This is a genomic window from Pleomorphomonas carboxyditropha (genome assembly GCF_002770725.1).
GTDB lineage: Bacteria > Pseudomonadota > Alphaproteobacteria > Rhizobiales > Pleomorphomonadaceae > Pleomorphomonas > Pleomorphomonas carboxyditropha.
This window is the reverse complement of record NZ_NQVN01000001.1, coordinates 611,796-637,620: the sequence shown is the minus strand read 5'-3', so window position 1 is coordinate 637,620 and position 25,825 is coordinate 611,796. Positions and strand designations below refer to the sequence as shown.

Below are 25,825 nucleotides of genomic sequence, written 5' to 3'. Positions count from 1 at the left end.
CGCGAGAAGTCGATCGCGCCCCTGATGCAGCTCGTCGACGCCGACATGCAGCGGGTCAACCAGATGATCCTCGACATGGCCGCCGCCAATGCCGAGATGATTCCCGAGATCGCCCGCCACCTGATCGATTCCGGCGGCAAGCGCCTGCGGCCGATGCTGACGCTAGCCGCCGCGCTGGCCTGCGGCTACCGGGGCGACGGCCACGTCAAGCTGGCCGCCACCGTCGAGTTCATGCACACGGCGACGCTGCTGCACGACGACGTGGTCGACGAGAGCGAGCTCCGGCGCGGCAAGCCGTCGGCCCGCATGGTCTGGGGCAACCAGGCGAGCGTGCTGGTCGGCGACTATCTGCTCGGCCAGGCCTTCCGCACCATGGTCGAGGTCGGCTCGCTCGATGCGCTGGCCGTGCTGTCGCGCGCCGCCGCGGTGATCGCCGAGGGCGAGGTGCTGCAACTCGTCGCCGCCAAGCACCTGACGACCAGCGAAGTGCAATATCTTCAGGTGATCAACGCCAAGACGGCGGCGCTGTTCTCGGCGGCCACCGAGGTCGGCCCGATCATCGCCGGCAGTTCCGCGGGCGTGCGCGCCGGGCTCGCCGAATACGGCACCCAGCTCGGCCTCGCCTTCCAGCTGGTCGACGACGCGCTCGACTACGGCGGCTCGTCGATGACGCTCGGCAAGAAGGTCGGCGACGACTTCCGCGAGGGCAAGGTGACGCTGCCGATCCTGATCGCCGCCGCCCGTGGCGGCGACGCCGACCGAGCGTTCTGGGAGCGCACCATCGAGCGCGGCGAGATCGAGGACGCCGACCTCGACCATGCCATCGCGCTGCTCGGCAAGCACCAGGCCATCGCCGCCACCGTCGAGCGCGCCCGCGCCTATGGCGACAAGGCGATCGCCGCCCTCGGCGTGCTGGAGGAAGGCCCCTACCGGGCGGCGCTGGAGGACGTGGTGCATTTCTGCGTCAGCCGCGTCAGCTGACGTCCTCGGAAATCGGATGAAATAGCCCGGCCAACCGTTTGGCCGGGCTATTTTTATGACTCAATCCTTGTTGGCAACGCCGGCTTCGGCAAAGGTCGCCATGCCGCCGTGGACGTCGGCCGCCGCGCGGATGATCGAACCGGCGATGGCGGCGCCGGTGCCCTCGCCGAGGCGCAGGCGCAGGTCGACGATCGGTTCCTTGCCGAGTCGGGCGATGACGTCGCGATGGGCGCCCTCCACCGAGGCATGGGCGATCTGGACGTGGTCGATCGAATGCGGATCGACGGCGTGCAGCACCGCCGCGGCGGCGGTGACGACATAGCCGTCGACGACCACAGGGATATTCTGGTGGCGGGCGGCGATGATGGCGCCGGCCATGGCGGCGATCTCCCGGCCGCCGACCCGGCGCAGCACCTCCAGGCCGTCGCGCTCGCCCCTGCCGAGGCGCGCCACGGCGGCGGCCACCGCGTCGCGCTTGCGCGTCAGGCCGGCGTCGTCGACGCCGGTGCCGCGGCCGATCCAGTCCGCCGCTGCGCCGCCATAGAGCGCGTGATAGATGGCGGCGGCCACCGTGGTGTTGCCGATGCCCATCTCGCCGAGCATCAGCAGGTCGGTGCCGCCGGCCACCGATTCCATGCCGAAGGCCATGGTGGCGGCGCAACCGGCCTCGTCGAAGGCATCCTGCTCGGTGATGTCGGGCGTCGGCACCTCGAGCGCCAGCTCGAACACCTTGAGCCCGTAATTGTAGCTCTTGCAGAGCTGGTTGATGGCGGCGCCGCCGGCCGTGAAGTTGGCCACCATCTGGAAGTTCACCTCGACCGGAAAGGCCGACACGCCCTTGGCCGCCACGCCGTGGCTGGCCGCGAAGATCGACACCATCGGATGGCGCACCGCCGGCCGTTCCACCCGCTGCCAGGCGGCCAGCCATTCGGCGAGTTCCTCGAGCCGGCCCAACGAGCCGAGCGGCTTGGTCAGTTGGGCGTTGCGGGCGCGGACGGCATCGACCGAAGCCTCGTCCGGTCCCGGCATCGAACGGATCAGCTCGCGAAAATCGTCGAACGGCAGGCCGGACATCGAGGGAATCATAGCTTCGTCTTCCTGATTGAACTGGAAACGGCGGCTCTGGATTTTGTGCCGGAACCGCTGCAATACCACGAAATGACACAACATTTAGCGGGCTCAACGCTATACATGACTCGCTCCGCGGCCTACAAACGAAGAATGCTCCGCGATGAACTCCTCCACCGTCTAGCCGATCTCGGCGCTTCGCTCCGCTTCTTCTCGCGCCTGCCGGTGCCGCAGCTCGGACGGCGGGACGATACCGGCGCCCTGCCGGAGCTGCCGCGGGCGGCGGCCATGATCCCGCTCGCCGGCTTCCTGATCGCCCTGCCGGCGGCGCTCGTCGGGCTCGCGGCCAACGCGGCGGGCCTGCCGGATCTCCTGGTCGGCCTGCTTGTCGTGGCGATCCTGGTGGCGCCGACCGGCGCGCTGCACGAGGACGGCCTCGCCGACAGCGCCGACGGCCTCGTCGGCGGCGCCACGGCCGAAAAGCGGCTCGCCATCATGAAGGACAGTCGCATCGGCACCTTCGCCGGCCTGGCGCTGATCCTTTCGACATTGATCCGGGCGAGCGCCTATGGCGCGCTGTTCGCCCAGCCGGCGGCCGGCGTCTTCGCCGTGCTGGGCGGCGGCGCCATGAGCCGCCTCGCCATGGCCGCCCTCTGGGCGGCGCTGCCCAATGCCCGGCCGGACGGCCTCGCGGCGCGGCTCGGCCGGCCGGACCGCCGCGCCCTTGCCATCGGCGCCGGATTGACGGTGCTGCTGTTGTCGCCGCTGCCAGCGCTCGTCGGCGCGCCGTCCACGCTGCTCGGCATCGCCCTTGCCGGCTTTGCCGCCCTCGCCTTCGGCGCCTTCGCCCGCGAGAAGATCGGCGGGCAGACCGGCGACATCCTCGGCGCCACGCAGGTGCTGGCGGAGGCGGCCTTCCTGATCGGCCTCCTGATCGGCAGGTGACAACGATGGTGGAGACGCCTTGCGTCAAGGTCTGTCGGATCCTCGAAGGCGGCAACCTCTGCCGCGGTTGCGGCCGCACGCTCGACGAGATCGCCCGCTGGACGTCGATGAGCCCGGAAGAGCGGCGGGCGATCATGGGCGGACTTGCGGAGCGGCTCAGGCAAGCCGACATTCAGGACAGCATATCCCGATCGAAGGCCTGAGCCGATGCGGCAACCCGTGCTTTACATCGCCGTGGCGATCCTCGTCATCGCCACCGGCATCCTCCTGCTCTTCGGCGGATCCGGCAGCATCGCCGGCCTCGCCCCGGCCCAGTTCGCCAACGCCGCCTATTTGTCGATCTTCGCGCTGCTGATCGGCGCCTCGCTCGCCATCGGCCGCCACCGCGTCGACGCCCGGCTGTGGCACATCGCGGTCTGGCTCGCCGTGTTCCTGGCGCTCGCCGCCGGCTACCGCTGGTTCCACCAGGAGCCGACGGTAGTGGTGCCGAGCGGCAACGCCCGCTCGACGGCGATTTGATCCCAATTCGCGAAGATGCCGACGCATCCGCTCATTGAAAGCATTGCCGATTTCTCATGTGCATCAGAGGCATGAGAAATCGGCAAACGGAATACCAAGGGGCATTTCCAATGCCTCTTGGTATGATCAATCGGTCGCCCGTTTGGCAAAGCGCGCCGCCAGCACGCTGACGATGACCAGTTGCAGGAAATGGAACACCATGATCGGCGCCACGATCAGGCCAATGGCGGCGTTCTGGCCGAACATCACCGGCGCCAGCGGCACGCCGGTCGCCAGCGACTTCTTCGAGCCGCAGAACTGGCAGGCGATGCGGTCGCGGATATTGAAGCCCATGACGGCGCAGACGCCGTTCATGACAAGATAGACCACCAGGAACAGCACCACCGAGGCGACGGCGATCTCCAGCACCACCGAGAGGTCGCCGGCGCTCCAGACGCCGGCCGCCACGGAATCGCAAAAGGAATTGTAGACGATGGCGAGAATGGTGGAGCGGTCGGCGAGCTTCACCCAGAAGGCGTTGCGGTGCGCCCAGCCGCCGAGCCAGCGGCGGGCGATCTGGCCGAGGGCGATCGGCACCAGCACCAGCATCACCACCTTGAGGATCACCGGCAGGAGCGGCATGTCGATGCCGTTGCTGTGCATGTACCAGCTCATCAGGAGCGGCGTGACGAACACGCCGAGCAGGCTCGACAGCGAGGCGTTGAACACGGCGGCCGGCACGTTGCCGCGGGCGATGTTGGTCATCGCCACCGACGAGGACACGGTGGACGGCAGCGCCGCCACGTAGAAGAAGCCGAGCCACAGGTCGTCGGAGAACAGGCCCGGCATCAGTGCCCGGGCGGCGAGCAGCAGGACCGGAAACAGCACGAAGGTGGCGAACTGCACGCAGATGTGCAGGCGCCAGTGCAGCACGCCCGCCTTCATCCGCTCCGGCGACAGCATCAGCCCGTAGAGGAAGAACACCACCGAGACGCCGTAGGTGGTGACATATTCGAAGTGCAGCGGCCCGCCGCTCATGCCGGGCGTCGGCCAGATGAGCGCCAGCGCCACCATCAGGACGAGGCCGACCAGGAAGTAATCGAATTTGGGCAGGCGGAGGGACACGGCGGGCGAACTTTCGGGTATCAGGCGGCCTTGCGGCGCTGGAGCACGTCGAGCGCCGCGTCGATGACCTCGAGGCCGGCGCCTTCCCTGACACCCCCCTCGGTCAGGATGCGGCGCCAGGCGCGGGCGCCGGGGACCTTGTGGAACAAACCGAGCATATGGCGGGTGAAGGCGGAGAGGCGGCCGCCGGCGGCAAGATGGGCGGCGATGTGCGGCCGCATCCGCTCCACCACGGCGAACGGGTCGGCATCCTCGGTGGCCGCGCCGTAGACGAGCCGGTCGACCGAACCGAGCAGCGCCGGCTCCTGGTAGGCGGTGCGCCCCAGCATGACGCCGTCGAGCGTCTTCAGGAGGTCGAGGGCTGCATCGAGGTCGGCGATGCCGCCGTTGATGCCGATGAACACCTCCGGATGGCGCACCTTGAGGCGGCGGACGCGATCGTAGTCGAGCGGCGGAATGTCGCGGTTTTCCCTGGGGCTCAACCCCTTCAGCCACGCCTTGCGGGCGTGCACCCAGAGAGCGGAGACGCCGGCGGCGATCACCGCGTCGGCGAGCCGGTCGAGCGCCTCTTCCGGATCCTGCTCGTCGATGCCGATGCGGCACTTGACGGTGACCGGTACCTTCACCGCCGCCCGCATCGCCGCGACGCAGTCGGCGACCAGCGCCGGCTCCAGCATCAGGCAGGCGCCGAACCGGCCGGACTGCACGCGATCCGACGGACAGCCGACGTTGAGATTGATCTCGTCATAGCCCCAGTCCTCGCCCACCCTGGCGGCAAACGCCAGCTCGGCCGGATCGGAGCCGCCGAGCTGCAGGGCGACCGGATGTTCCTCGGGATAAAAACCCAAGAGCCGCTCGCGATCGCCGAACCGGATCGCCGCCGTCGTCACCATCTCCGTATAGAGCAGCGCGCGCGCACTCAGTTGCCGATGGAACAGCCGGCAATGGCGGTCCGTCCAATCGAGCATCGGTGCAATGGCGAAAACGGGGGCGGCGTAGTGGCTCATCGGGTCCTTGTCGCGGGAGTTCCCGCTCCCATAAGCCAAAAGTCTCGAAAAGACGAGGGACAGCCGGGTTCAAAAGCGCGCGAAGGGCGGCAAATCGTTTCGGTTGGCGACAGCGCGGGCTATAACGAGGCACACCCAGGGAGGTCCGACATGCCCGTCACCGACATCGTCATCTTTCACAATCCCGACTGCGGCACGTCGCGCAACGTCGTCCGCATCGTCGAGGCGGCAGGCTATGCGCCGACGGTGGTCGAGTATCTCAAGACCGGCTGGACCAAGCCGCAGCTCCTGGCGCTCCTGGCCGACGCCGGCCTCAGCCCGCGCGATGCGCTGCGCGTCAAGAAGTCGCCGGCTGTCGAACTCGGCCTCACCGATCCCTCGGTGGCCGACGAGGATATCGTCGAGGCGATGATCGCCCATCCCATCCTCGTCGAGCGGCCGATCGTGGTGACGGCCAAGGGCACCGCCCTCTGCCGGCCGAGCGAGACGGTGCTCGACCTTCTCGACCGCTGGCCGCCCGGCCCCTTCGCCAAGGAGGACGGCGAACTGGTCATCGACGCCGAGGGCAAGCGGGCCGTCTAGAGCATCGGACCGAAAAGTGGAATCCGGTTTTCGGAAAATCCGATGCGATAACAAAAAACTAGATCGTCGTGCGTCCGTTAGGACGCACGACGATCTAAACTTTCACCCCTCGAAGGACGCCCTGCCCCCGTGCGCCGCCGACCACTCGGCCGGCGCGTGCAGGAACTTTTCCACCTCGGACAGCATCGCCGCCGGGAAGCGGTTCGACGCCTTGGCCTCGGCGAGCACGTCCCACCAGGTGGCGAGGGCGTGCAGCGTGATGCCGTCGGCGGCCAGCACCTCGGTCGACGACGGGAAGATGCCGTAGTGGAAGACGACGAAGGCGTGGCTCACCTTGAGGCCGGCATCGCGCATCGCCTTGGTGAAGATGAGCTTGGAGCGGCCGTCGGAGGCGAGGTCCTCGACCAGGATGGCGCGGGCGCCTTCCTTGACGTCGCCCTCGATCTGGGCGTTGCGGCCGAAGCCCTTGGGCTTCTTGCGCACGTAGAGCATCGGCAGTTCCAGCCGGTCGGACAGCCAGGCGGCGAAGGGAATGCCCGCCGTCTCGCCGCCGGCCACCGCATCGAGCGACTCGGCGCCGATCTCGGACAGGATGATCTCCTCGGCGAAGGCCATCAGCCGCTTGCGGAGGCGCGGGAAGGAAATGAGCTTGCGGCAGTCGGTATAGACCGGGCTCGCCCAGCCGGAGGTGAAGATATACGGCTTTTCCGGATTGAACTGGATGGCCTCGACCTCCAGCAGAAGGCGGGCGGTCTCGCGGGCGATGAACGACTTGTCCATGGACGGGTCCTCTGGCTGATTTGCCCGGCCATAGCACAGCTTGCCGGCCCTGTCCCGCCCTTCGCCGGTCCTCCATAGAAAACGGCGGCTCTTCGCTCGGGGAGAACCGCCGTCAGTCGCCCGCACGCCCGGGCACATGTTTTCCGTTTCTTGCCGCAAGGCCCGTTCCGGGGCCGGCCGCGTCGATCAATGCAGCGAAATCCACTCGCGGGCTTCGCGCTGGGCCGCGGCGATCTCGGCCGACGACATCTCGCCGGCGAGCTCGCGACGATAGCGGGCGGCGCTCTCCGATCCGCGGAAAGCGGCGATGTTGAACCACTTGTGGGCTTCGATGAGGTTCTGCTCGACCTCGCGGCCGACCGCGTACATCACGCCGAGTTCGTAAAGGATATCGCTGGTGGCGCCGGCGCCGCCGGCCATCTGATCGGACGAATTCAGTTCAAGACGAGCCATGATGACATTCCCTGTTTACGTATTGTCCGAGGTCTTTTGCCTCGCCTCTCCGTTTTCCGAAGATGTGATCATGCTGAGCCAATTGATTAAAAAGCAGATTAAATTGCAGACTTAACAAGAGGCCAACAATTTCCTAAGCGACGGTTACGTTTAACGCCCGTCAACCATCGAATCCGCCGTTTTCGGGGAAATTGCCCTCACCCGCCGGGGCGGACCGACGCCGACGCGAAACCAAATGGAAACCACAAGGGAAGATCAGCGGCCCGTCAGGTTGAAACGCAGCCCGGCCGCCTTGCCGCGAACCCACATCACCATGCCGTTCAGCGACATCTTCTGTTCGGGAATGTCGATGACCACCATCTCGCCGACCGCGAGCAGACCGTCGGTGTTGTTGACCCTGCAACCGCCAACACTCATATCCTCGACGATACATTCACAAGTATATTTTCCATGCTGCAAAGTGGCGAGCAAGAAACACTTCACGCGTTTATATTTTCGTCCGTCACCAACCCGAATCTTCGGCGTGCGAAGATTTCTAATGACCTCCAGCATTTCTGGCGAGGCCGGCGACATTGCCATGCGCGAACTCCGTCACGACTGCCGCAAGGCAAGCACACACCGACAAATCAATTATTCAGGGAGAAACCAAAAGATATATCAAAGTGGAACGAACGCAGCCTATCGGGCTGAATGCATGACGAATTCATGCTTCGACAAAAAAGCCCCGGCGTCCTGGCGACGCCGGGGCCATGCAAACGCCCATCGTATCGGCCATCGACAGGGCCGGCTTTCGCGCCGGCCCGGCGGTGCCGCCGTCAGCGGGCGCGCTGGTTGAACAGCACCTTCTGCGCTTCCTTGTCGTCGGCGAGATTGCTCGGCGGCGTCGGCGCGGTGATGGCGAGCGCCTTCGCCACGGCCGGCCGGTTCGACACACGGTCGATCCAGGCCATCACATTGGGGAACTCGGCCGCCTCGATCGCCTGCCGCTCCCAGCCGCGCGCCCAGCCGACGCAGGCGATGTCGACGATCGAATAGTCGCCGCAGACATACTCCTTGCCGGCGAGCTGCTTTTCGAGCACGCCGTAGAGGCGGTGCGTCTCATCCTGGTAGCGCTTGATGGCGTAGGGAAGCTTCTCCGGCGCGTAGAGCGCGAAATGGTGATTCTGGCCGAGCATCGGCCCGAAGCCGGCCATCTGCCACATCAGCCATTGCTCCACCTCGACGCGGCCGCGCTCGTCCTCAGGGTAGAACTTGCCGAACTTGCGGCCGAGATAGAGCAGGATGGCGCCCGACTCGAATATCGAGATCGGCTTGCCGTCCGGCCCTTCCGGGTCGACGATGGCCGGCATCTTGTTGTTGGGCGAAATCGCCAGGAAATCGGGCTGGAACTGATCGCCCTTGCCGATATTGATGAAATGCAGGTCGTAGGGAACGCCGAGCTCCTCGAGCATGATGGTGATCTTGTGGCCGTTGGGCGTCGGCCAGTAGTAGAGGTCGATCGGCTTGGTCTGGGTCGCAGTCATCGGCTTCTCCTCGCCTTCTCCGGAAGCGGCCCGTGCGGTGGCACCGGCGCTCGATCCACGTTCGCGATCAATGAGCAAATACCTGCCGGCGTCGCCGGCCGCGCGGGAATTAAAAACCAATACCGCACGCCTGACGCCTTCATTCGTTGCGGACCGATCCGGACACGGCTCGAATGAAGGCGTTCGTGCGCTAACGGCATGACAGCATATTGGTCCGCCGCGGCGGCGAAAAGGGGCGCGCGATGAACTCGGCGTGTTCATGCGGGCAATCGCGGATTCAGGCCGAAAGAGCGCCCTTCTCCCGCTCCACGACGACGCCGACCTCCAGGCCGTTGCGACGGACGATGCGGATGTCGTAGCAACGATGATCGGCCTCGTCCTCGAGTTCCAGCTCGAGCGGCAGCAGCCGTTCCTCGATGAGCACGAGCTTCGCTCCGCCCGCCGAACGATCGCGGATCAGGCACTCGGCGAGCCGCCGGCCGTCACGGCTGCGCAGGATGCCGGGCCTGAGCCGCGTTCTGTGGCGGTCTTCCCGGCGGCGATTGCCGGCGTCCGGCTGGGTAGGATCGGTCATGGCTGGGCCTTGTCGGAGGATATCCGGCAGAATCTGCGCCCGGTTCCTTGCCCCGGCCTTGCTCCGGCCCGGCGGTGTCCGTGCCCGTTAGAACGGGCTGTCGCTCGGCATCGCCGGTGCTTCCTTGAGCAGCACCAGCTCGATGCGCCGGTTGCCCGACAGGAAGGGATCGTCGGGGAACATCGGGTCCTTGTCGGCCACGCCGACCACCTGCGCCAGGCTGCCGGCGCCGAGGCCGAAGCTGCCGAGGATTTCCGCCGTGGTCAGCGCCCGCTTGGCCGACAGCGCCCAGGCGGCGCCGCCGGGAACGGCCATGTCGCCGGTCGATTCGGTGTGTCCGATGATCTGCAACCGGCCCGGCATCTGCTGAATGACCGGCGCAATGCGCGACAGCAGGATCTTCATGCGGTCGGTCGGCTCGCTCGACTGCGAGCCGAACATCGGCCGGCCATCCTGGTCGATGATCGAGATGTGCAGGCCGTCGTTGGCGACGTCGAGAATGATCTGCTTGGAGAGTTCGGCGTAGTCGGGCAGATCCTGCAGCGCCTGGCGCAACGATTCGGAAGCGGTGAGATACTCGCGCGGCTTGCTCTCGGCGGCCTTCTCGAACCGGTTGGTATTCACCTCCGGCCCCTGCTTTTCGTATTGATCGTTGAAATCGGTGGCGAATTCGACCGCTTCGGACAAAGACATCGGCTGCACGTTGCGCAGGAATTTGCGCTCCGGCAGGCCACTCTGCTCGATCATGCCGGCCGGCCGTTGCACCGACTGGTAGCCGAAAGCGTCGCGCATCGAGCCGGCGGCGTCATTCAGCTTCTGCTCGTCCTGGTTCGAGAAGGAAACGATCATCACGAAGAGCGCCATCAGGAGAGCCATGAGATCGGCGAAGGTGATGACCCACGGCGCACCGCCATGCCCGCCACCGCCGCCGCCCTTCTTCCTGCCGCTCATCCCGCCGCCCTTTCGTTTTCTGCTCGATCCGGCCGTCAGGCCGCTTCCTTCTCGGCCTCGGCCTTGGCGCGATGCTTGAGCGGCAGGTAGGAGAGGAGCTCCTCGTGCACCTGCTTGGGGCTCTTGTTCTCGCGGATCAGCAATACGGCGTCGATGATCATCGACTGCACTTCCGCTTCATGGTTGGCGCGGTTGGCGAGCTTGTCGGCCACCGGCGCCGCCACGACGTTGGCAACGATCGCTCCATAGAGCGTGGTCAGCAGGGCGATCGACATCGAAGGCCCGATCTGCTTGGGGTCGGACATGTGGGCGAACAGCGACACCAGGCCGATGATGGTGCCGACCATGCCCATGCCGGGCGCCGCCTCGGCGATCTTGGCCCAGGCGGTGTGCCCCATGTGCAGGCGCTCGTGCTGCAGGTCGCGCTCGCGCTCCAGCACGTGCTGGATGGTTTCGCCCGAATAGCCGTCGGCGATCATCTGGATCGCCTTCTGGAGGAAGGGCTCGTCGATCTCGAGCTTCTCGAGGCCGAGCGGCCCCTGCTTGCGCGCAACCTCGGCGATCTCGGTCAACTGGTCCAGCAGGTGGAAGGTATCATGCGTCTTGTACATGATCGCTTCCTTGAAGCCGCCGAACACGGCCACCGGGAAGGTTTTCAGCGTGTAGCGGCCAAGCATGGCGACCAGTGCGCCGACGACCACGACATTGGTCGCCAGAAGGTTCATGAACATCGTGATGTTCGAACCTTCCAGCACGACGGCCAGGTAAAGCACAGCGAAGCCGCCGAAAACGCCTAGAAGGGTTGCAATGTCCATCAGTCGCCTGAGGCCGGGGGGAATGAGACACACAAGGCGGCCTGCACCGCGGAACCCCAGCCCCCCGACATTAGGGATGACGGGGATAAGGTAGGCTTAACGAACAGGGTTAACCAAACCTTCCGCAGCATAGCAAAAGGGCGACCCAAAGGCCGCCCTCGCGCAAATTGCTTTGGCAGAACGGCAGCTTGTGCCGCCCTTACTCGATGCCGAGCTTCCGCTTGACGAGGTCGTTGACCGCCTGCGGATTGGCCTTGCCGCCGGTCGCCTTCATCACCTGTCCGACGAACCAGCCGCTCAGCGTCGGCTTCGCCTTGGCCTGCTCGGCCTTGTCGGGATTGGCGGCGATCACCTCGTCGACGGCCTTCTCGATGGCGCCGGTGTCGGTGACCTGCTTGAGGCCGCGTTCCTCGACCAGCGCCTTCGGATCGCCGCCTTCGGTGTAGACGATCTCGAACAGATCCTTGGCGATCTTGCCGGAGATCGTGCCGTCGCCGATCAGGTCGACGATGGCGCCGAGCTGGGCGGGGGAAACCGGCGACGTCTCGATGCCCTTGCCGTCCTTGTTGAGGCGGCCGAACAGTTCGTTGATCATGAAGTTGGCGACGGCCTTGCCGTCGCGGCTCTTGGCCACCTGCTCGTAATAGTCGGCCGAGGCGCGTTCGAGCGTCAGCACCATGGCGTCGTAGGGCGTGATGCCATAGTCGGCGACGAAGCGGGCCTTCTTCTCGTCCGGCAGCTCGGGGAGATCGGCTTCCAGGCTCTTGACCCAGGCCGGATCGAGCTCCAGCGGCAGAAGGTCGGGATCGGGGAAGTAGCGATAGTCGTGCGCTTCTTCCTTGGAACGCATCGAGCGCGTCTCGCCCTTGCCGGGGTCGTAGAGCCGCGTCTCCTGGTCGATCTCGCCGCCGTCCTCGATGATGCCGATCTGCCGGCGTGCCTCGTATTCCACCGCCTGGGCGGCGAAGCGCATCGAGTTGACGTTCTTGATCTCGCAGCGGGTGCCGAGCGGCTCGCCGGGCTTGCGCACGGAGACGTTGATGTCGGCGCGCATGGAGCCTTCTTCCATGTTGCCGTCGCAGGTGCCGAGATAGCGCAGGATGGTCCTGAGCTTGGCGAGATAGGCCTTCACCTCCTCCGACGAACGAAGGTCCGGCTTGGAGACGATCTCCATCAGCGCCACGCCCGACCGGTTGAGGTCGACGAAGGACATGGTCGGGTGCTGATCGTGGATCGACTTGCCGGCGTCCTGCTCGAGGTGCAGCCGCTCGATGCCGATCTCGACCACGCCCTCCGGCATGTCGAGCAGCACCTTGCCCTCGCCGACGATCGGCTGCTTGTACTGGCTGATCTGGTAGCCCTGCGGCAGGTCGGGGTAGAAGTAGTTCTTGCGGTCGAACACCGAATAGAGGTTGATCGCCGCCTTGAGGCCGAGGCCGGTGCGGATGGCCTGCGCCACGCATTCCTCGTTGATCACCGGCAGCATGCCCGGCATCGCCGCGTCGACCAGCGAGACGTGCATGTTCGGCTCAGCGCCGAACACGGCCGACGCGCCGGAGAACAGCTTGGCGTTGGAGGTGACCTGCGCATGCACCTCGAGGCCGATGATCACTTCCCAGTCGCCGGTGGCGCCCTTGATCATCTTCTTGGGGTCGGGGGTGCGGACTGCCATGTTCATGTTCTTCTCTCCCCTTACCACCACTTCGCCGGGCTGAAGGTGCCGACGGCCTTTTCGATCGCCGCGCCGAGGGTGAACAGCGTCTCCTCGTCGAACGGCCGGCCGATCAGTTGCAGGCCGAGCGGCAGGCCCTCGGCGGAGAGGCCGGCCGGCACGGCAAGGCCCGGCAGGCCGGCCATGTTGACGGTCACCGTGAACACGTCGTTCAAATACATCTCGACCGGATCGGCGTCGGCCTTCTCGCCGATGCCGAAGGCGGCCGACGGCGTGGCCGGCGTCAGGATGGCATCGACGCCCTCGGCGTAGACCGTCTCGAAGTCGCGCTTGATCAGCGTGCGCACCTTCTGGGCGCGCAGGTAATAGGCGTCGTAATAGCCCGCCGACAGCACGTAGGTGCCGATCAGGATGCGGCGCTTCACCTCGGCGCCGAAGCCGGCCGCCCGGGTGTTCTCGTACATGTCGACGATGTCCGAGCCCGGCACGCGCAACCCGTAGCGGACGCCGTCGTAGCGGGCGAGGTTCGACGACGCCTCGGCCGGCGCCACGATATAATAGGCCGGCAGGGCGTATTTGGTATGCGGCAGCGAGATATTGACGATCTCGGCGCCGGCCTCGCGCAGGATGTCGATGCCCTTCTGCCAGAGCGCGTCGATCTCGGCCGGCATGCCGTCGAGCCGGTATTCCTTGGGAATGCCGATCCTGAGCCCCTTCACCGACTTGCCGATGGCTGCTTCGTAGTCGGGAACGGGCATGTCGACCGAGGTGGTGTCCTTGAGATCGACCGACGCCATCGATTTGAGCAGGATCGCCGCGTCGCGCACGTCGCGGGCGATCGGGCCGGCCTGGTCGAGCGACGAGGCGAAGGCGACGAGGCCCCAGCGCGAGCAGCGGCCATAGGTCGGCTTGATGCCGGTGGTGCCGGTGAAGGCGGCCGGCTGGCGGATCGAGCCGCCGGTGTCGGTGGCGGTCGCCCCGAGGCAGAGGCGGGCGGCGACGGCCGCCGCCGAGCCGCCGGACGAACCGCCCGGCACCAGGTTGACGTCGGAGCCGTTGCGCCGCCACGGATTGATCACCGCGCCGTAGTGGCTGGTCTCGTTGGACGAGCCCATGGCGAACTCGTCCATGTTGAGCTTGCCGAGCATCACGGCGCCATCGGCCCAGAGGTTGGCCGACACCGTGCTCTCGTAAGTCGGCTTGAAGCCATCGAGAATATGGCTGCACGCCTGGGTGTGGACGCCCTTGGTCGCATAGAGGTCCTTGATGCCGAGCGGCAGGCCTTCGAGGGCGCCGGCCTTGCCGGCGGCGATGCGCGCGTCGGACGCCTTGGCCATGTCGCAGGCCTTGTCCGGCGTTTCCGCGACATAGGCGTTGAGCACGCGCGCCTTTTCCATGGCGGCGATATAGGCGTCGGTCAGCTCGACGGCGGTGAAGGTCTTGGCCTTCAGCGCGTCGCGCGCCTCGGCAAGGGTGAGTGCAGTGAGATCGGTCACGGCGGAAATCCCGAAAAATCGTGAGAAGCAGGCGTCTGGCGGGAGTTACTCGACCACCTTGGGCACCAGGAAGAAATGATCCTCGGAGACCGGCGCATTGACGGTGACCGCCACGGCATCCTCGCCGTCGGTGACGACGTCCTGCCGGCGGCGCATCTTCACGGACACCACCGAGGTCATCGGCTCGACGCCGGCCACGTCGACCTCGTTCAGTTGCTCGACGAATCCGAGGATGGAATTGAGCTCATTGGTCATGCGCTCCGCCTCGTCATCGGTGACCTTGATCCTGGCGAGACGCGCAACGCGGCGCACAGTTGCCGTATCCACGGACATGTAGATTCCCTCGAACAGACTGGAATGTCCCGCGTATAGCACCGGTCGCGGCCCGGAGCCACCCGCTTCCTCATGCTCCCGTTGTCATGGCGGGGAATTTGGCGCCGGGCAGCCGCTGAGTCGCGACCGCCGACGCCCTGCAACCCTCAAGAGTGACAACCGGGAGGGGCATAACGAAGGACTTCGCCGAAGCGCCTAGCAACCCCGTGCGACGGTGGCTATATGGCGTCGATCGCTTAACACATTGATCTATCCGAATATTTTAATCCGTCGGCATAACGGCTGTATTTTCGTAGGAAATCGTCTTTGTAAAGTTCTGCTTTCTGAACCGCGATTGGCTGGAATCCGTTGTTTTTTCATTGATGAATTCGACAGAAACAGTCTATGAGTTCAGCACTTTCCAGGGGTGGCCCGGCCGCTTTTCAGCTATACCAAGCGTATCATGCACATCGTGCTCGTCGACGGCAGTCGAACCGGACTGATGATCCTGCAGAGGATGCTTGAACCTCGTGGTGACGACGTCGCTTATTTCACCGACGGTCGCGAGGCGCTTCAGTATATCCAGACGGCACCGCAGGCCGAGGTGCTGATCACCAGCTTCGAGATCGGCGGCGTTTCCGGCACCGAACTGTGCTGGGAGGCGCGCCTGCTCGCCGACGCCGGCCGGCCGCTTTACGTCATCGGCATGTCGGCGTCCAACGACGCTCAGCATTCCATCGGCGTGCTCGACGCCGGCGCCGACGACTTCATGTCCAAGCCGCCGCGCCAGGACGAGCTCAATGCCCGGCTGCGGGTGGCCGAGCGAACGCTGATCATGCAGCGCCGGCTGATCGAAATGGCGACCGTCGACCCGTTGTCCGGCCTTTTCAACCGCGGCGCCTTCCGCCAGCGGTTCGATGCGGAAATCACCGCCGCCGAGTTTGGCGGCACCTTCTCGCTCATCCTGTTCGACATCGACCACTTCAAGCATATCAACGACATCTACGGCCACGACGCCGGCGACGAAGTGATCCGCAACGTCGGAACACTGCGCGTGCCGTCCGACTCGCATTTCTCCCGCATCGGCGGCGAGGAGTTCGCGGTGATCCTGCCATGCATCCCCGTCGATGGCGGCATTTCGGTTGCCGACTACCTGCGCGGCCAGATCAACGCGCTGGCGATCGAGCGCGGCGACAGCACCATCCGGCTGACCGCCAGCTTCGGCGTCGCCGAATTCAGGCCGGGAGACACGGTCAACGACCTCTATCGGCGCGCCGACTCGGCGCTCTACCAGGCCAAGAACACCGGCCGCGACCGGGTATCGGCGACCTCACCGGAAATCGTCTCCTGACTTCCGCGCCAAGGCTTGGGCCGGAATGCACGGCGTGCTAGGGAGTGCCCTTCCCGCGTGAAAAGGCAGAACCGATGACCGAAGCCGGAGATCCCATCGCCTTCGTGGCGGCCCTGCCGGCGGAACGCCGCCTGTTCGGCCTCGACCTCGGCACCAAGACGATCGGCGTCGCCCTGTCCGACGAACGCTTCCTGATCGCCACGCCGCTCGTGACCCTGTCCCGCGTCAAGTTCGGCAAGGACGCCGCCGCGCTGATCGAACTCGCCGACCGGCATAACGTCGGCGGCTACGTGCTCGGCCTGCCGATCAACATGGACGGCAGCGAGGGGCCGCGCGCCCAGTCGACGCGCGCCTTCGCCCGCAACCTCACGCCCCTCGACGGCCGGCCGATCTTCTTCTGGGACGAGCGGCTGTCGACGGCGGCGGTCACCCGCACGCTCCTCGAGGCGGACGCCTCGCGCCGGCGGCGCGACGAGGTGGTCGACAAGCTGGCGGCGAGCTTCATCCTGCAAGGCTTCCTGGACCGCCTGCATCTCGCCGCGCGCGCCGACGATCCGCGACGCCTCTGATCTCACTCAGGCCCGTCGGCGCGCTTGGTCGACTTCCTGATCAGCATCAGGTTGCGGATATAGATGAGCAGGCCGAGCCCCTGGCCGGCGATGAACACCGGATCCTGCCGGGCGATGGAATAGACCAGCAGCAGGAAGCCGCCGCCCAGCGAGAACAGCCAGAAGGCCACCGGGATCACCGAAGCCTTGGCCTTCTCGGAGGCGAGCCACTGCACGACGAAGCGCATGGTGAACATGGCCTGGGCGATGAAGCCGAGGATCACCCAGAAATCGAGTTGCTTGACGAATACGTCGTGAAGCCAGCCGGCGAACTGCGCGAAGAGATCAGCCATTGTCGCCACCAATTTCCGAGACCACGGGAAGACGCTTGATGCGCCGCTTCAGCCACCAGACGCCGAAGAGGTCGAGGATGCCCTGCAATCCGCGGTCGAAGATGCCGTAGTTGGAAGCGCCGTGCATGCGCGAGCGGTCGACGACATCGAGATGGGTGACGCCGTAGCCCTCCCTGAGCACCAGCGCCGGCAGATAGCGGTGCCAGCCGTGGAAGAACGGCAGCAGCAGGAAGATGTCGCGCCGCACCGCCTTGAGGCCGCAACCGGTGTCGCGCGTCGCGTCCTTCAGGATGACGTTGCGCAGCCAGTTGGCGAAGCGCGAGGCATAGCGCTTGGCCAGGCCGTCGGTCCGCTTCAGGCGCTGGCCGGCGGCGATCCCCACCGACGGACCGGCGGCGATGAGCGCATCGACCAGTCTCGGGATATAGGCGGGGTCATTCTGGCCGTCGCCGTCGATGGTGGCGACGATCTCGCCACGCGCCGCCAGCACGCCGGAACGCACGGCCGCCGACTGGCCGCAGGCCTCGACATGGCGGATGTGGCGGACCGGCCTGCCCTCGGCCTTCCAGGCGGCGACGGCGGCGCCGGTCCCGTCGGTCGAGCCATCGTCGACGACGATCACCTCGAAGGCGCGGCCGGCCATGGCCACGAGAATCTCCGGCACGATGACCGCGAGATTGTCCGCCTCGTTGCGGGCGGGAATGACGACCGAGACAAAGCCCGTCTCGGATGGTTTCGGTATGATCATGCTGGTCACTCCGGCCGGATGCGCGTTTTTCGCGGCGTCCGGCTGCCCTACCCCTGAGAGATGAAAATCGGGGACGCCGATCCGCCTGCTTATGACAAGCCGGAGCCGCGTCAACAAGGCTCTGCCCTCGCCGGAGAGTGTGTCGAACCGATGGCGGAGCGGCAGCGGCAGCCCGCTTTCCGACAGGCGGAACAGCCGGCCCCGCCGCGCGAACCAGGTCGCGACGAACAGCGTGCCCCAGGCGCCGAAGGAAAGGCCGGCCACCACGTCGGAAATCCGGTGGGCGTTGACCATGACCCGCGACGCGCCGATGGCGATGGCGAGCGGCCAGACCACGACGGCCAGCGGCCGCCACAGAAGCGTCAGCGACAGCGCGAAGGCCGCCGCCGTCGTCGAATGTCCCGACGGGAAGGAAGCATAGGATGGATGGAAGGCGAAGACGCGCATCACCCGCGCGCCTTCGACCGACGGACGGGAAAAGCCCAACGAATATTTGACGATGAGAACCGCGATGCCGGTGGCGGCGATGGCGGTAAAAAAGAACAGCACCATGTCGTGGAGGGTCTCGAACCTCGCCGGACCGCCGAACCTCGGCCGCCTGAGACAGTACATCACGATCAGCACGACACCGGAGGGGATCAGCATCCAGTCCGATTGGCCCAGCCGCGACAGGAACCGCCAGATCGGCGCCGGCCGCCCGCCGGCCATCACCCAGGCGCGCGCCTCTTCATCGAACCGGCCCGACACGACGATGGCGAGAACCGTCAGGACGCCGGCCAGCCACAAGACGGTCTTGATGACGTCGGGATCGCGCCAGCGAGCCGGCCGCCTGTTGATCAGCATCGACGGCCCCTCACGGCTTTACGAACAGCAGCATGGTGCGCAGCTTCATGCCGTTGAGGTTGCGGCCGGACACGGTGGCGACCGGTTCCGGCGCCTTGTCCGCCTCGCCGAGCGCCGTAACGAACGCCTCCCGGTTATTGGCCGAGACGATGGCGATGGCGCAGTCGTTCATCCGGAAGGCTTCGGCGGCAGCCGGCGCGGTCGTCCGCAGCGTGCCGGTGCCGAGACGGAAGACGGTGCTCGGCTCGCCATAGCCGACCACCGAGACGGCCGGCGCGTCGCACCGGCGGACGGAGGCGACGGCTTCGGCGAGATCGTCGCTGAGCCAGAGCTGCCTCGCCGCCGGCAGCAGGATGGCATAGCCCAGCAGCATCAGGCCGCCGGCGGCGGCCACCGTGGCGGCCAGCCCGGAGCGCAGCCGCCCGGAAGCGAGAAAGCGGCTCGCCGCGACGCCAAGGCCGGCGACGATGACCGCGCCGACGAGGCCCTGCCAGCTCGCATGGCCCTGATAGATCAGGAAAGCGATGTTGAGCCCGAAGCCGACCAGCACCGCGCCGACCGCGATGAAGGCGACCGAAATCCGCCAGCCGCGCCGCGCCGCGCCGAGCGCGCCGCTGTCGAGCGACAGCGCCACCAGCACCGCCAGCGCCGGCATGAAGGGCAGGACATAGTTGGGCAGCTTGGTGGCCACCGCCTCGAATATCAGCCAGCCCGGCACGACCCAGGCGATCAGGAAGAAGATCGCCGGCTCGCGTCGCGCCTTCCAGACCTGAACGATCGCCAACGGCGCCAGCACCGACAGCGGCCAGAAGGTGCCGAGCGCCACCAGGAGATGCATGCCGGGCGGCGCCCCGTGCGACTCCTGGCCGGAGGCCACCTTGCCGAGCATGTCCTGGCCGACCGCCTTGCTGAAGAACGCGCCGCCCGAGATCCAGCCGATGGCGATGAGCCAGGGCAGCACCAGAAGGAGCATGAAGGCGATGCCCTTCAGCGGCGACAGCGACCGCCAGAGCGCCGCCGACCGTTCCCTAGCCGACACGACGACCAGCGTGAGGCCGGCGATCAGCGGCGTGATCGGTCCCTTGATCAGGATGCCGACGCCCATCGCCGTCCAGAACAGTGCATTGCGCGGCAGCGATCTCGCCCTTGCCGGATCGACATAGGCCCGGGCCAGGGCAAACTCGGCGGCCAGCACCGTGGCGCACAGCATGGCGTCGGTCTTGGCGATACGCGCCTCGAAGCCGATCAGCATGGTGGAGGCGGCGAGGAGGCCGGCGATCAGCCCCGCCCGCGCCGTGCCGAGCGTCGCACCGATGCCGTAGGTGAACAGGACCATCAGCACCGCCCCCGCCAGCGACGGCAGGCGATAGATCCAGAGGGGCGCATCCTTGCCATAACCGGACAATTCGGCCGCGGCGGCCTGTATCCAGTAGATGCCCGCCGGCTTCTTGTAACGCGGCTCGTCCTGAAAGCGGATATCCACCCAGTCGCCGGTTTCCAGCATCTGGTGGGAGGCCTGGACGTAGAGCGCCTCGTCACGGTCGGTGAGCGGCAGCGACGAGATGCCCGGCGCGAAAAGCGCGAAGGCGACGAGGGTCAGGACGAGAAGGTTGACGAGATGCGGCCACGGGCGGCCCGGCGCTTTGCCGGATATCGGCTCCCCCTCTGCCCGGGCCTGCTTGTCGCTCTGCTCGTCCATGCACCGAAATCCGCGCCGAAGAAACTCTCTGCCGAGAGATACGCGCGCCTCTTATCACGGAAAGACACGTCTGGGCATCACAGTTGCGCAACCATCCCGCGCCTTGCCAACGGACGGGGCCCGCTTCATCAAAAATTACAAGATCTCCATGAATCGGTTCCCAAAGTCGCCTCAATGTGGAAGCATGTCGGACCAGTGGTTCGACTCCGGCATCTGTCATCCGCCCGATACCAGCCCGGAGCAAGTATCGGAGTCGTAAATCACTGGCAATCCATTGTTCCCAGTGGAACTTTGAATTTGACATTTGATCTGGAGCCGATGCCGGCCGGGATCCGAATGTCGAGTTCGCGCCACGGGAGTCCCAAACCGTCAGAGGCTCGAATGCATCAGATCGCGGTCGCCAACCTTGTTTTGGCCCTGGGCGCGACGCTGATCCTCCTCGGTATCCTTTCGAGCCTTCTGGCCTCGCGCTTCGGCACGCCGCTATTGCTCGTCTTCCTGGTGGTCGGCATGCTGGCCGGCAGCGACGGCCCCGGCGGCATCGAATTCAGCAACTACCGCCTCACCTACCTGATCGGTTCCTGCGCGCTGGCCATCATCCTGTTCGACGGCGGCCTGAGAATGCGGCTAGCCGAGACCCGCGAGGCGCTCGGGCCATCCCTCACGCTGGCGACGGCCGGCGTCGCGGCGACCGCCCTGCTCATCGGCGCGTTCAGCTATCTTGTTCTCGGCTACGATCTCATCGAGGGGCTGCTGCTCGGCTCGATCGTCGCCTCGACCGACGCGGCAGCGGTCTTTTTCCTGCTGAAGACCGGTGGCCTGCAACTGAGGCCGCGCGTCGGAGCCACGCTGGAAATCGAATCCGGTTCCAACGACCCGGTCGCGGTCTTCCTCACCATCGTCCTTACCGAACTGGCCGTCGCCCATTCGGCGCCCGGCTTCGGCACGCTGACGGCGCTGGCTCGGCAGGCGGCGCTCGGCGGCGCCATGGGCGTCGCCGGTGGTGCGCTGGCGACGCTGGCGCTCAACCGGCTGACGTTGCCCGGCGGGCTGCATCCGCTGTTCGTCATCGCGCTGACCGTCAGCATGTTCGGCATCACCTCCTATCTCGATGGATCGGGTTTTCTCGCCGTCTACGTGGCCGGCCTGGTGGTCGGCAACAGCACCGTCCGCGCCTACCCCGCCATCAGCAAGTTTCTCGAAAGCGCCACCTGGCTCTGCCAGATCGTCATGTTCCTGATGCTCGGCCTGCTGGTGACGCCCAGCAAGCTGATCGAGTATGCGCCGCAGGGCCTGACGATCGCGCTGTTCCTGATCATCCTCGGCCGGCCGGCCGCCGTCTGGATCTGCCTGAAGCCTTTCGGCTTCACGCCGCCGGAGATCAACTTCGTCTCGTGGGTCGGCCTGCGCGGCGCCGTCTCGATCTTCCTGGCCACCGTGCCGACGCTGGCCGGCGCGCCCAACGCGCCGATGTATTTCAACGTCGCCTTCTTCGTGGTGCTGATATCGCTGCTCATCCAGGGGTGGAGCATCGCGCCGGCGGCGCGCTTTTTCGGAATGGCGCTGAAGCGGACGGCGGCCAGCGCGCGCCGCGTCGAGATCGACCTGCCCGGCCAGACCGACAACGAGATGGTCGGCTATCCCGTGCGGTCCGACAGCTATGCCGCGCTGCGGCCGACCTCCCTGCCCGCCTGGCTGAAGCCGGTGATCGTCGTGCGCGACGGCGCGGTCAAGAACGCCGCCGAGGCCGGCCAGATCCGGAGTGGCGACTACGCCTACTTCATCTCGCCCCTGGATCGCGTCAACCGCCTCGACCGGCTGTTCGCGCCCTTGCCGGCCGAGACCTTGGCCGCGGCCAAGCGCACGGCCTTCGGCGAATTCGCGGTGGCGCCGGACGCCTCGCTGTCCGATCTCGCCACCTTCTATGAAATGCAGATCCCCCCGAACCTTGCCGGTCTCACCGTCGCCGAAGCCTTCTCGGCCCGTCACGGCAGCCGGCTGCGCGCCGGCAGCCGGCTGACGCTGGCTTCCTATGCCGAGCTCGTGGCGCGCGCCGTCGAGGACGGGCAGCTCGTCAAGGCCAGCCTGAGGCTCGAGGATGTCGTCGACCTGTCCATGCGGTCGCCGCAAATGCCGCCGCCGAAACTGATGCGTCGCCTGTACGGCCGGCTGCACCAGCGCTTTTCGAAAGAGGAGAAGCCGGCGGAAGCCGTCAAGAAGGCCGCTCAGGGAACGGATTAAGCCGGGATCACTGCCCCAGCACGGCGTCGATCGCCGGATGGCGAACCCGGTCGCCGACCGACAGGCCGATGCGCTTGGCCTCCGGCGTCGGCAGTTCGAGAACGAACCGCACCGGCGATTGCGAGGGAATGCGGGCATCCGACTGCGGCTTGGCGCCATGGGCGATCGACACCACCCTGCCCTTTTCCGAGATGAAGACCAGGTCGAGCGGCACGAAAGTGTTGTGCATCCAGAAGGCGACGTCGCGCGTGGCGCCCATGTCGAACAGCATGCCGGTTCCCGGGGCGACTTCGCGGCGGAACATCAGGCCGCGCGACCGGCTCTCATCGGTGTCGGCAATCTCCACCTGATAGGGATAGACGCCGGTCGAAGTTTCCACGCTGAGGCTGGAACGAGGGCCGACGGGGTTGTCGCCCTCGCCGGCCTTCGAGCCGTTTCCGAAAAAGTAGAGAATGGCGAATGCTGCAACAAGACCTGCGGCGAGCGCCCGTATGACGAGGCGCCACGACGTTACTTCCGACATTTTTGCCTTCGATCCCTGACTGTTCGGTGTTTGCACACGACACGGCGCGCCCGCCGGACCTTGCCGACGCCGCGCGCCGCCCCACTAAGGCATCAATGTGACGAAGGTATGCCGCCGGGCTGAAGCGGGCGAATTTCCGCGACCATCTTTCCCTTCGGCCCGTCGCCGTAGCGCACCAGCACGCGCTGGCCCGGCCGAAGCTCGGTGATGCCGAAGCGGCGCAGCGTTTCCATGTGGACGAAAATGTCCTCGGTACCGTCGCCACGCGTCAGAAAGCCGAACCCGCGCACGCGGTTGAACCACTTCACCTCGACCTGCTCGAGGCCGCTCGAGGCGGTCACCTGAACATGGGTGCGCGAGGGCGGCAATTGAGACGGATGCACCGCCGTCGATTCGTCCATCGACAGCACGCGCATCGCCTGCAACCCCTTTTGCCGGCGCATCGCCTCGCAAACGACGCGCGAGCCTTCGTAGGCGGTCTGGAACCCATCGCGCCGCAGGCAGGTGACGTGGAGGAGCACGTCAGGCAAGCCCGGCTCATCCGGCACGACGAAGCCAAATCCCTTCGCGACGTCGAACCACTTGATGACGCCCGCGACTTCAATGACTTCCACGCCGACGTCCTCGTCGGCGGTGTTGTCTTCCGACACAAACTGAGCCTTGGCCATGAGCCAGTCTCCACGATCGCACTTACGACAAGCGCGGATAGTTCCGCGCCCCGACTATTCGTGATTCTTCTGCTAAAATACCACCTGAGGGCCACCCTTCCGCAAGCCCCTCGTTAACCGCTGTTAACGGTTTTGCGCGCGCTTTCCGCCAGCAGCCTCTCGCACCACGGCGGCGGTGCCGGTTTGTTCGCAAAGCCGCCAGCCTTGCATCCGTCGGCGGACCGGGGATAACTACCCGCCGAACCGAAACGGAAACCGGCCGCCCGGCGGCTCAAGCGGAGGAAAACGACATGCGCTATCTTCACACCATGGTGCGGATCACCGACGTCGACGCGTCGCTCGCCTTCTTCCGCGACCTGCTGGGCATGACCGAGGTCCGGCGGAGCGAGAACGAGGCGGGGCGCTACACGCTGATCTTCCTGGCCGCGTCCGACGATGTCGAGGCCGGCCGGGCGCACAGCGCGCCGCTCGTCGAGCTGACCTACAACTGGGATCCGGAAGCCTACGGTGAAGGCCGCAACTTCGGCCACCTCGCCTACGAGGTGGACGACATCTACGCCACCTGCGACCGTCTCATGAAGGGCGGCGTCACCATCAACCGGCCGCCGCGCGACGGCCGCATGGCCTTCGTCCGCTCGCCGGACAATATCTCCATCGAGCTCCTGCAGAAGGGCGATGCCCTGCCGCCGGCCGAGCCCTGGGTCTCGATGCCCAACACCGGCAAGTGGTGAGGCGCGGCCCGTGCGCCGGCTGATCGGCAAGGACGGGGCAGCCATGACGCTGCGGTCGGCACTGCTCGTATTGGCAAGCCTCGCCGCGGCCGGCTGCGGCGCGGTGCTGGACCGTTCCGAATTCAAACCGCTCACCCCGGTCGAGATCGCCGAGATCAAGGCGAAGGCCGACGCCGAGAAGAGCGCGGAAGAAGGCCCGAAGAAGCCGGATGCCGCGTCCGCCGTCCCGCAGGAGGAGACGGCCAAGCCGGACGACGGGAACGCGCCGGCCGCGTCCGTGGTCGCCGCCGTGGCTCTCGAGGAAAAGCCCAGGGCCTCCGGACTGTTCGCCTCGCTGTTCGGCGGCGGTGAGCCGTCCGCCGCCGAACCCGCATCCGCCGGGCCCGACGCCACGCCCGCCGCTTCGCAAACGGCGGCCAAACCCGACGAAGCCCGGCCGACGGCCGCCGACGTCGCGGCGGCCAAGGCGGAAGCGGAGGCCGACCTCGCCGCGATCCCCGTGGAGGAAGCCGCCGAGGTGTCGGAGGCCGAACTCACCGGCGAGGACGAGGCCGACCCGGCCAAGATCGCCGTGCCCAAGCCGCCCGTCGACGACGGCCTCGAGCACGACTTCGTCAACGTTTACACCGCCCGCCCCGAGCGGCCGCAGGAGCTGTTCGAGGGCCTGCCGGGCGTCGCCTGGCAGGGCAACCTGGTGCTCGCCTCGCGCGGTCCGGATGGCGACCCGCGCGGCCTGTTCGACGGCGAGGTCCAGCCCTACGCCCATTACGTTCCCGGCCTGCCGCGCGACGTGGTGCAGGCGGCCAACGGACTGCTGCTCGCCCATTCGGCGATCAACGTGTCCTGCGTCAAGTCGCCGCTGCTCGGCATGATCCGCGACGCCGAGCGGCATTTCAGCCGCAAGGCGGTGATCACCTCGGGCTATCGCTCCCCGTCGCACAATCGGAGCGTCCGCGGCGCGCTGCACTCGCAGCACCTCTATTGCAACGCCGTCGATCTCTATATGCCCGGCATCGCGCGCGATGAGCTCGCCCGCTATTTCTACAGCCATCCTTCGCGCGGCGGCCTCGGCCTCTACTGCCACACCAAGTCGATCCATGTGGATACCGGGCGGCGGCGCGAGTGGCGCTGGGCCTGTCGCAAGCGCGGATAACGCTTGCCGATCAAGCGCCTAGATGAAGCTGCAAAAAAGCCTCGGCAAATACCGATTGGCTCTTGCCCAACCGGCAGAAGCTCACTATAAGCGCCCCTCGTTGGGCGGCCTTCGTCTATCGGTTAGGACACTAGCCTTTCACGCTGGAGAGACGGGTTCGATTCCCGTAGGCCGTACCATTCTTC

Annotated in this window: 28 protein-coding genes, 1 tRNA gene and 1 pseudogene; 11 read left to right on the top strand and 19 right to left on the bottom strand. The window is 66.4% G+C overall.

Annotation, left to right across the window (positions count from 1 at the left end; all coding sequences use genetic code 11):
• The first annotated feature begins 24 nt into the window (after positions 1-24).
• A complete protein-coding gene (locus CJ014_RS02970; protein WP_100079005.1) occupies positions 25-981 on the top strand; it encodes a polyprenyl synthetase family protein in 957 nt (318 codons plus the stop codon).
• A 60-nt stretch (positions 982-1,041) separates the two neighbouring features.
• Here the strand turns inward: CJ014_RS02970 and cobT are convergent, their stop codons facing one another.
• Positions 1,042-2,067: a nicotinate-nucleotide--dimethylbenzimidazole phosphoribosyltransferase gene (cobT, locus tag CJ014_RS02965; protein WP_100079004.1), complete on the bottom strand. Its 1,026-nt coding sequence runs from the start codon at positions 2,065-2,067 to the stop codon at positions 1,042-1,044.
• 135 nt (positions 2,068-2,202) lie between these two features.
• On the opposite strand from cobT, the gene CJ014_RS02960 reads away from it, so the two are divergent.
• The 3 genes from CJ014_RS02960 to CJ014_RS02950 are packed head-to-tail and all read left to right on the top strand — an operon-like array spanning position 2,203 to position 3,513.
• Positions 2,203-2,994 carry an adenosylcobinamide-GDP ribazoletransferase gene (locus tag CJ014_RS02960; protein ID WP_100079003.1) on the top strand — a complete coding sequence of 264 codons (792 nt, stop codon included), beginning with the start codon at positions 2,203-2,205 and terminating at the stop codon, positions 2,992-2,994.
• A gap of 5 nt (positions 2,995-2,999) precedes the next feature.
• Complete coding sequence (locus CJ014_RS02955) at positions 3,000-3,197, top strand: DUF1289 domain-containing protein (protein WP_100079329.1); 198 nt, start codon at positions 3,000-3,002, stop codon at positions 3,195-3,197.
• Positions 3,198-3,201: 4 nt separating this feature from the next.
• Positions 3,202-3,513 (top strand): hypothetical protein, encoded by a 312-nt coding sequence (locus CJ014_RS02950; RefSeq protein ID WP_100079002.1) that lies wholly within the window; start codon positions 3,202-3,204, stop codon positions 3,511-3,513.
• Positions 3,514-3,639: 126 nt separating this feature from the next.
• Here the strand turns inward: CJ014_RS02950 and CJ014_RS02945 are convergent, their stop codons facing one another.
• Together CJ014_RS02945 and dusA are read right to left on the bottom strand one after the other, a co-directional pair.
• Positions 3,640-4,617, bottom strand: coding sequence for a bile acid:sodium symporter family protein (locus CJ014_RS02945; RefSeq protein ID WP_100079001.1), 978 nt, complete (start codon positions 4,615-4,617; stop codon positions 3,640-3,642).
• A 20-nt stretch (positions 4,618-4,637) separates the two neighbouring features.
• A complete protein-coding gene (gene dusA, locus CJ014_RS02940; protein WP_100079000.1) occupies positions 4,638-5,624 on the bottom strand; it encodes a tRNA dihydrouridine(20/20a) synthase DusA in 987 nt (328 codons plus the stop codon).
• Between the two features lie 150 nt (positions 5,625-5,774).
• Between dusA and arsC the strand changes: the two genes are divergently transcribed.
• Positions 5,775-6,206: an arsenate reductase (glutaredoxin) gene (arsC, locus tag CJ014_RS02935; RefSeq protein ID WP_100078999.1), complete on the top strand. Its 432-nt coding sequence runs from the start codon at positions 5,775-5,777 to the stop codon at positions 6,204-6,206.
• 102 nt (positions 6,207-6,308) lie between these two features.
• On the opposite strand, the gene CJ014_RS02930 is transcribed toward arsC, so the two are convergent.
• From CJ014_RS02930 to gatC, 10 genes are all read right to left on the bottom strand, one after another.
• Complete coding sequence (locus CJ014_RS02930; RefSeq protein ID WP_100078998.1) at positions 6,309-6,986, bottom strand: orotate phosphoribosyltransferase; 678 nt, start codon at positions 6,984-6,986, stop codon at positions 6,309-6,311.
• Positions 6,987-7,172: 186 nt separating this feature from the next.
• Positions 7,173-7,439 carry an SEL1-like repeat protein gene (locus tag CJ014_RS02925; RefSeq protein ID WP_100078997.1) on the bottom strand — a complete coding sequence of 89 codons (267 nt, stop codon included), beginning with the start codon at positions 7,437-7,439 and terminating at the stop codon, positions 7,173-7,175.
• A 255-nt stretch (positions 7,440-7,694) separates the two neighbouring features.
• Positions 7,695-8,018, bottom strand: a complete 324-nt coding sequence (locus CJ014_RS02920) for a PilZ domain-containing protein (protein ID WP_100078996.1) — start codon at positions 8,016-8,018, stop codon at positions 7,695-7,697.
• A gap of 236 nt (positions 8,019-8,254) precedes the next feature.
• Positions 8,255-8,962: a glutathione S-transferase N-terminal domain-containing protein gene (locus CJ014_RS02915; protein ID WP_100078995.1), complete on the bottom strand. Its 708-nt coding sequence runs from the start codon at positions 8,960-8,962 to the stop codon at positions 8,255-8,257.
• 277 nt (positions 8,963-9,239) lie between these two features.
• Positions 9,240-9,536, bottom strand: coding sequence for a PilZ domain-containing protein (locus tag CJ014_RS02910; RefSeq protein WP_100078994.1), 297 nt, complete (start codon positions 9,534-9,536; stop codon positions 9,240-9,242).
• An 87-nt stretch (positions 9,537-9,623) separates the two neighbouring features.
• Positions 9,624-10,487: an OmpA/MotB family protein gene (locus CJ014_RS02905; protein WP_100078993.1), complete on the bottom strand. Its 864-nt coding sequence runs from the start codon at positions 10,485-10,487 to the stop codon at positions 9,624-9,626.
• 35 nt (positions 10,488-10,522) lie between these two features.
• A complete protein-coding gene (locus CJ014_RS02900) occupies positions 10,523-11,302 on the bottom strand; it encodes a motility protein A (protein ID WP_100078992.1) in 780 nt (259 codons plus the stop codon).
• A 199-nt stretch (positions 11,303-11,501) separates the two neighbouring features.
• Positions 11,502-12,980 carry an Asp-tRNA(Asn)/Glu-tRNA(Gln) amidotransferase subunit GatB gene (gene gatB / locus CJ014_RS02895; RefSeq protein ID WP_100078991.1) on the bottom strand — a complete coding sequence of 493 codons (1,479 nt, stop codon included), beginning with the start codon at positions 12,978-12,980 and terminating at the stop codon, positions 11,502-11,504.
• 14 nt (positions 12,981-12,994) lie between these two features.
• Complete coding sequence (gene gatA, locus CJ014_RS02890) at positions 12,995-14,470, bottom strand: Asp-tRNA(Asn)/Glu-tRNA(Gln) amidotransferase subunit GatA (RefSeq protein ID WP_100078990.1); 1,476 nt, start codon at positions 14,468-14,470, stop codon at positions 12,995-12,997.
• Positions 14,471-14,515: 45 nt separating this feature from the next.
• A complete protein-coding gene (gene gatC, locus CJ014_RS02885; protein ID WP_100078989.1) occupies positions 14,516-14,803 on the bottom strand; it encodes an Asp-tRNA(Asn)/Glu-tRNA(Gln) amidotransferase subunit GatC in 288 nt (95 codons plus the stop codon).
• A 442-nt stretch (positions 14,804-15,245) separates the two neighbouring features.
• On the opposite strand from gatC, the gene CJ014_RS02880 reads away from it, so the two are divergent.
• A complete protein-coding gene (locus tag CJ014_RS02880) occupies positions 15,246-16,133 on the top strand; it encodes a GGDEF domain-containing response regulator (protein WP_133121797.1) in 888 nt (295 codons plus the stop codon).
• A 74-nt stretch (positions 16,134-16,207) separates the two neighbouring features.
• Positions 16,208-16,702 carry a Holliday junction resolvase RuvX gene (gene ruvX / locus CJ014_RS02875; protein ID WP_100078987.1) on the top strand — a complete coding sequence of 165 codons (495 nt, stop codon included), beginning with the start codon at positions 16,208-16,210 and terminating at the stop codon, positions 16,700-16,702.
• Between the two features lie 2 nt (positions 16,703-16,704).
• Here ruvX and CJ014_RS02870 read toward each other — a convergent pair whose 3' ends face one another.
• The 4 genes and pseudogenes from CJ014_RS02870 to CJ014_RS02860 all read right to left on the bottom strand — a co-directional run bounded on the left by CJ014_RS02870 (position 16,705) and on the right by CJ014_RS02860 (position 20,324).
• Entirely contained in the window at positions 16,705-17,034 is a 330-nt protein-coding gene (locus CJ014_RS02870; protein WP_100078986.1) for a lipid-A-disaccharide synthase N-terminal domain-containing protein, read from the bottom strand.
• Positions 17,027-17,782, bottom strand: coding sequence for a glycosyltransferase family 2 protein (locus CJ014_RS28105; protein ID WP_245427089.1), 756 nt, complete (start codon positions 17,780-17,782; stop codon positions 17,027-17,029). The genes CJ014_RS02870 and CJ014_RS28105 overlap by 8 nt, the downstream gene beginning before the upstream one ends.
• A gap of 210 nt (positions 17,783-17,992) precedes the next feature.
• Positions 17,993-18,334 (bottom strand): annotated as a pseudogene (locus CJ014_RS28100) (phosphatase PAP2 family protein); the annotation flags it as partial.
• A gap of 301 nt (positions 18,335-18,635) precedes the next feature.
• Positions 18,636-20,324 carry an ArnT family glycosyltransferase gene (locus CJ014_RS02860; protein ID WP_100078984.1) on the bottom strand — a complete coding sequence of 563 codons (1,689 nt, stop codon included), beginning with the start codon at positions 20,322-20,324 and terminating at the stop codon, positions 18,636-18,638.
• A 381-nt stretch (positions 20,325-20,705) separates the two neighbouring features.
• Between CJ014_RS02860 and CJ014_RS02855 the strand changes: the two genes are divergently transcribed.
• Positions 20,706-22,565 carry a potassium/proton antiporter gene (locus CJ014_RS02855; protein ID WP_165790723.1) on the top strand — a complete coding sequence of 620 codons (1,860 nt, stop codon included), beginning with the start codon at positions 20,706-20,708 and terminating at the stop codon, positions 22,563-22,565.
• A gap of 7 nt (positions 22,566-22,572) precedes the next feature.
• On the opposite strand, the gene CJ014_RS02850 is transcribed toward CJ014_RS02855, so the two are convergent.
• Together CJ014_RS02850 and CJ014_RS02845 are read right to left on the bottom strand one after the other, a co-directional pair.
• Positions 22,573-23,088: a DUF192 domain-containing protein gene (locus CJ014_RS02850; RefSeq protein WP_100078983.1), complete on the bottom strand. Its 516-nt coding sequence runs from the start codon at positions 23,086-23,088 to the stop codon at positions 22,573-22,575.
• 92 nt (positions 23,089-23,180) lie between these two features.
• On the bottom strand, positions 23,181-23,756 hold the full coding sequence (locus CJ014_RS02845) for a cold-shock protein (RefSeq protein WP_100078982.1): 576 nt from the start codon (positions 23,754-23,756) through the stop codon (positions 23,181-23,183).
• Between the two features lie 290 nt (positions 23,757-24,046).
• Here CJ014_RS02845 and CJ014_RS02840 point away from each other — a divergent pair, with 290 nt between their 5' ends.
• The 3 genes from CJ014_RS02840 to CJ014_RS02830 all read left to right on the top strand — a co-directional run bounded on the left by CJ014_RS02840 (position 24,047) and on the right by CJ014_RS02830 (position 25,819).
• Positions 24,047-24,487 (top strand): VOC family protein, encoded by a 441-nt coding sequence (locus tag CJ014_RS02840; protein WP_100078981.1) that lies wholly within the window; start codon positions 24,047-24,049, stop codon positions 24,485-24,487.
• A 10-nt stretch (positions 24,488-24,497) separates the two neighbouring features.
• Positions 24,498-25,640 (top strand): YcbK family protein, encoded by a 1,143-nt coding sequence (locus tag CJ014_RS02835; RefSeq protein WP_118847908.1) that lies wholly within the window; start codon positions 24,498-24,500, stop codon positions 25,638-25,640.
• Between the two features lie 104 nt (positions 25,641-25,744).
• A tRNA-Glu gene (locus CJ014_RS02830) sits at positions 25,745-25,819 on the top strand.
• Positions 25,820-25,825: the final 6 nt, after the last annotated feature.

Excerpts from the sequence above, each read along its gene's own strand:
- CJ014_RS02845 (WP_100078982.1), bottom strand. The coding sequence starts at position 23,756 with ATGGCCAAGGCTCAGTTTGTGTCGGAAGACAACACCGCCGACGAGGAC.
- ruvX (WP_100078987.1), top strand. The coding sequence starts at position 16,208 with ATGACCGAAGCCGGAGATCCCATCGCCTTCGTGGCGGCCCTGCCGGCG.
- CJ014_RS02950 (WP_100079002.1), top strand. The coding sequence starts at position 3,202 with ATGCGGCAACCCGTGCTTTACATCGCCGTGGCGATCCTCGTCATCGCC.
- CJ014_RS02920 (WP_100078996.1), bottom strand. The coding sequence starts at position 8,018 with ATGGCAATGTCGCCGGCCTCGCCAGAAATGCTGGAGGTCATTAGAAAT.
- CJ014_RS02855 (WP_165790723.1), top strand. The coding sequence starts at position 20,706 with ATGCATCAGATCGCGGTCGCCAACCTTGTTTTGGCCCTGGGCGCGACG.
- CJ014_RS02905 (WP_100078993.1), bottom strand. The coding sequence starts at position 10,487 with ATGAGCGGCAGGAAGAAGGGCGGCGGCGGTGGCGGGCATGGCGGTGCG.
- CJ014_RS02960 (WP_100079003.1), top strand. The coding sequence starts at position 2,203 with ATGCTCCGCGATGAACTCCTCCACCGTCTAGCCGATCTCGGCGCTTCG.
- CJ014_RS02870 (WP_100078986.1), bottom strand. The coding sequence starts at position 17,034 with ATGGCTGATCTCTTCGCGCAGTTCGCCGGCTGGCTTCACGACGTATTC.
- CJ014_RS02930 (WP_100078998.1), bottom strand. The coding sequence starts at position 6,986 with ATGGACAAGTCGTTCATCGCCCGCGAGACCGCCCGCCTTCTGCTGGAG.
- gatC (WP_100078989.1), bottom strand. The coding sequence starts at position 14,803 with ATGTCCGTGGATACGGCAACTGTGCGCCGCGTTGCGCGTCTCGCCAGG.
- CJ014_RS02880 (WP_133121797.1), top strand. The coding sequence starts at position 15,246 with ATGCACATCGTGCTCGTCGACGGCAGTCGAACCGGACTGATGATCCTG.
- cobT (WP_100079004.1), bottom strand. The coding sequence starts at position 2,067 with ATGATTCCCTCGATGTCCGGCCTGCCGTTCGACGATTTTCGCGAGCTG.
- CJ014_RS02915 (WP_100078995.1), bottom strand. The coding sequence starts at position 8,962 with ATGACTGCGACCCAGACCAAGCCGATCGACCTCTACTACTGGCCGACG.
- CJ014_RS02840 (WP_100078981.1), top strand. The coding sequence starts at position 24,047 with ATGCGCTATCTTCACACCATGGTGCGGATCACCGACGTCGACGCGTCG.
- CJ014_RS02970 (WP_100079005.1), top strand. The coding sequence starts at position 25 with ATGCAGCTCGTCGACGCCGACATGCAGCGGGTCAACCAGATGATCCTC.
- arsC (WP_100078999.1), top strand. The coding sequence starts at position 5,775 with ATGCCCGTCACCGACATCGTCATCTTTCACAATCCCGACTGCGGCACG.
- CJ014_RS02850 (WP_100078983.1), bottom strand. The coding sequence starts at position 23,088 with ATGTCGGAAGTAACGTCGTGGCGCCTCGTCATACGGGCGCTCGCCGCA.
- CJ014_RS28105 (WP_245427089.1), bottom strand. The coding sequence starts at position 17,782 with ATGATCATACCGAAACCATCCGAGACGGGCTTTGTCTCGGTCGTCATT.
- CJ014_RS02860 (WP_100078984.1), bottom strand. The coding sequence starts at position 20,324 with ATGGACGAGCAGAGCGACAAGCAGGCCCGGGCAGAGGGGGAGCCGATA.
- CJ014_RS02955 (WP_100079329.1), top strand. The coding sequence starts at position 3,000 with ATGGTGGAGACGCCTTGCGTCAAGGTCTGTCGGATCCTCGAAGGCGGC.
- gatB (WP_100078991.1), bottom strand. The coding sequence starts at position 12,980 with ATGAACATGGCAGTCCGCACCCCCGACCCCAAGAAGATGATCAAGGGC.
- CJ014_RS02925 (WP_100078997.1), bottom strand. The coding sequence starts at position 7,439 with ATGGCTCGTCTTGAACTGAATTCGTCCGATCAGATGGCCGGCGGCGCC.
- CJ014_RS02900 (WP_100078992.1), bottom strand. The coding sequence starts at position 11,302 with ATGGACATTGCAACCCTTCTAGGCGTTTTCGGCGGCTTCGCTGTGCTT.
- dusA (WP_100079000.1), bottom strand. The coding sequence starts at position 5,624 with ATGAGCCACTACGCCGCCCCCGTTTTCGCCATTGCACCGATGCTCGAT.
- CJ014_RS02910 (WP_100078994.1), bottom strand. The coding sequence starts at position 9,536 with ATGACCGATCCTACCCAGCCGGACGCCGGCAATCGCCGCCGGGAAGAC.